This is a genomic window from Dyella acidisoli (genome assembly GCF_030160295.1).
Lineage (GTDB): Bacteria > Pseudomonadota > Gammaproteobacteria > Xanthomonadales > Rhodanobacteraceae > Dyella_B > Dyella_B acidisoli.
The window spans coordinates 1-2070 of record NZ_BSOB01000036.1; the positions used below are offsets into that span (position 1 = coordinate 1).

General features: G+C 54.8%; 4 protein-coding genes and 1 pseudogene. 2 read left to right on the forward strand and 3 right to left on the reverse strand.

Going from position 1 to position 2070, the window contains the following annotated elements:
* Positions 1 to 219: pseudogene (locus QQJ86_RS15620) on the forward strand (transposase); the annotation flags it as partial.
* Here the strand turns inward: QQJ86_RS15620 and QQJ86_RS15625 are convergent.
* Entirely contained in the window at positions 216 to 452 is a 237-nt protein-coding gene (locus QQJ86_RS15625) for a hypothetical protein (RefSeq protein ID WP_284321894.1), read from the reverse strand. The pseudogene QQJ86_RS15620 and the gene QQJ86_RS15625 sit on opposite strands and share 4 nt — an antisense overlap.
* Before the next feature lie 397 nt (positions 453 to 849).
* On the opposite strand from QQJ86_RS15625, the gene QQJ86_RS15630 reads away from it, so the two are divergent.
* Positions 850 to 1083: a hypothetical protein gene (locus QQJ86_RS15630; RefSeq protein ID WP_284321895.1), complete on the forward strand. Its 234-nt coding sequence runs from the start codon at positions 850 to 852 to the stop codon at positions 1081 to 1083.
* 59 nt (positions 1084 to 1142) lie between these two features.
* Here the strand turns inward: QQJ86_RS15630 and QQJ86_RS15635 are convergent, their stop codons facing one another.
* Positions 1143 to 1445: a hypothetical protein gene (locus tag QQJ86_RS15635; RefSeq protein ID WP_284321896.1), complete on the reverse strand. Its 303-nt coding sequence runs from the start codon at positions 1443 to 1445 to the stop codon at positions 1143 to 1145.
* 2 nt (positions 1446 to 1447) lie between these two features.
* A partial coding sequence (locus tag QQJ86_RS15640; RefSeq protein WP_284321897.1) for a DNA/RNA non-specific endonuclease occupies positions 1448 to 2070 on the reverse strand: 623 nt, incomplete at its 5' end.

Sequence of the window (2070 nt, forward strand, 5' to 3'; positions counted from 1 at the left end):
TTGGCCATGGCCACAGACCCTCAAGAGCGAGCCATGGCGTATCGTTCATGGCTACGCGCAGGAGTAAATGACGATGAAATTTCTTCTATTCGACTGCACTTGAAGCAGGGCCGCGCATTGGGGGATCGTCGATTTCAAGCCATGGTTGAAAAAACCCTCGGACAACCAGCCGCCACAAAGCCGCATGGTCGTCCATCGCGTTTACGGAACAATATTTAATTACCCCCGGCCCCTTTTGGGTGAGTGATAAACAGCCGACCCTTGGTTGCCTTGGCGGATTTTTCATCCAGGCCCACCTCGGCCTCCGCGCCGTCCAGCACGCGCGTCATCACCAGCGTGAGGAGCTTGGGCGCGGTCATGCCGCGCTTAGTCGCTACCTGTCGCCAGCGAGCCAGCAGCTTTTTCGGCAACCACACGCCCCACCGTTGCAACCGCTCGTATTCGTCACTCATGCCCTTCACCACCGCCCATGACACAGTTTTATGCGCGCAAGCCTATCCTGCACTAGGTGGTGGCTCTCCGTAAAAATTTAGCTGGCTAATAATTGGCAGTTCGCGACGCCGGCACGATGGCCTTCTGCTGCGGGGTCTCGGGGCTACGCCCTGAGCAAGCCGGGAGCGCCACAGAGGGAGTGCAACGACTGGCGAGGCGCGTTTTGTTATGCCCCGCGCGCAGCGGGGGTATAACAAACCCATACCTTGTCCTGGGTTGTAAGCAGGACTTCCAAGCTCGGCGCATAAAGCTAAAAAAGGTCGGCAGGCAGATCGGCGCACGGCACCGTAGCAAGCGGTGCGACACGGTGCCGGCATGATGGCCAAGCAAGCTCACTCAACGATACGGAGAACGACCATGCACACCGACGTCGATATCAACTACGGGGTGGATTTTGAGCGGGCGCTGGAACGCCTGCATCACGCGGCCGGCAAGATCTTCCGGCAATACCGGGAAGCCAAACAGGGCAACGCCGACGTCGCAGAGATCGCGCGGCTGCGGCAGGACTACCTCGATGCGCAACGCGAAGCGGAAGGGCTCTCGCCGCGCGATGCGGCGGGGATCCAAGCCGTGCTGGACAGGACGGCTTAGCAACCGCCTAAAGAAGAATGCCCGCGCAAGGCGGGCATTCTTCTTGCACAGATTTGAATTCAGTACTCAAAATCAACATTAAATTTTCCATCACCCCGAAGATCGAAGTGACACTTTTTAAAAAATCCTTTTTCCTCGTTGCCAACGATCCGGGCAAGCTCATATACATAACGCGCCAACATCGGCACGCCAGTTAAGTACCCGGCCGGCTTCTCGGCCTCACCATTCCAATAGGAAACGACAGCATCCACGCGACTCCCATCAAGCGTCGCATCAACCAAGATACGAGTCCAAGGCGCGCGTGCACTTGAAGCCAAGGTCTTTCCCATTGCCTCATAGCACTCGATCACATCACTAAACATCTTTAACCACCCGGTTGATTGAGAAATGTACTTGTCACTGGTGCCTGATCGTTCACTTGATAGATCACCTGAATTTCATTCGGTCGGGTCGTGTAGTTACCTTCGTAAAAAATCCTCTGGAATTGCGCGTTCACTGTGTTGTTAGGGTCAGCAACAAGTGGCTTAAGCACATCCCTCTCGAATGATCCATACGCACCGCTAGCCGAATTAAGCTCACCATTACCTGGGAAGATATTTAGCTGCCCACCAGGGAACCCGAACTGATCACCGCCGGCATGGAACCCAACATCTCCAGGAAGCGCATCAGCATTATGCGGGTAACCTATTTGGTAGTCATCATAGAAGCGATTTCCACCATTCCCAAGTGAAAGCTGCCCAGATGAATTCACCGGCCGTCCAAGGCTATCTGTTGTGAATTCATAGCCATTGTATTGATAGACGGTATTGGGGCTTGGATTTAGCGAGGCCGCCCTGTAATCAGCACGAGTTTCGAGCTGAACCACATTAGGCACTGCTTCGTTTGGAACGCCCCGTTCCTCAACCAAGTTAACTCGGCCTATCGACGACGCATTTCTTTCATCAACTAAGCCAACGTCAGCTTCAGGCGTTCGAGCATTCGACACGT

What these genes read in the sequence shown, in the direction of transcription:
- QQJ86_RS15625 (WP_284321894.1), bottom strand. Translation starts at nt 452, where the DNA reads ATGAGTGACGAATACGAGCGGTTGCAACGGTGGGGCGTGTGGTTGCCG.
- QQJ86_RS15630 (WP_284321895.1), top strand. Translation starts at nt 850, where the DNA reads ATGCACACCGACGTCGATATCAACTACGGGGTGGATTTTGAGCGGGCG.
- QQJ86_RS15635 (WP_284321896.1), bottom strand. Translation starts at nt 1,445, where the DNA reads ATGTTTAGTGATGTGATCGAGTGCTATGAGGCAATGGGAAAGACCTTG.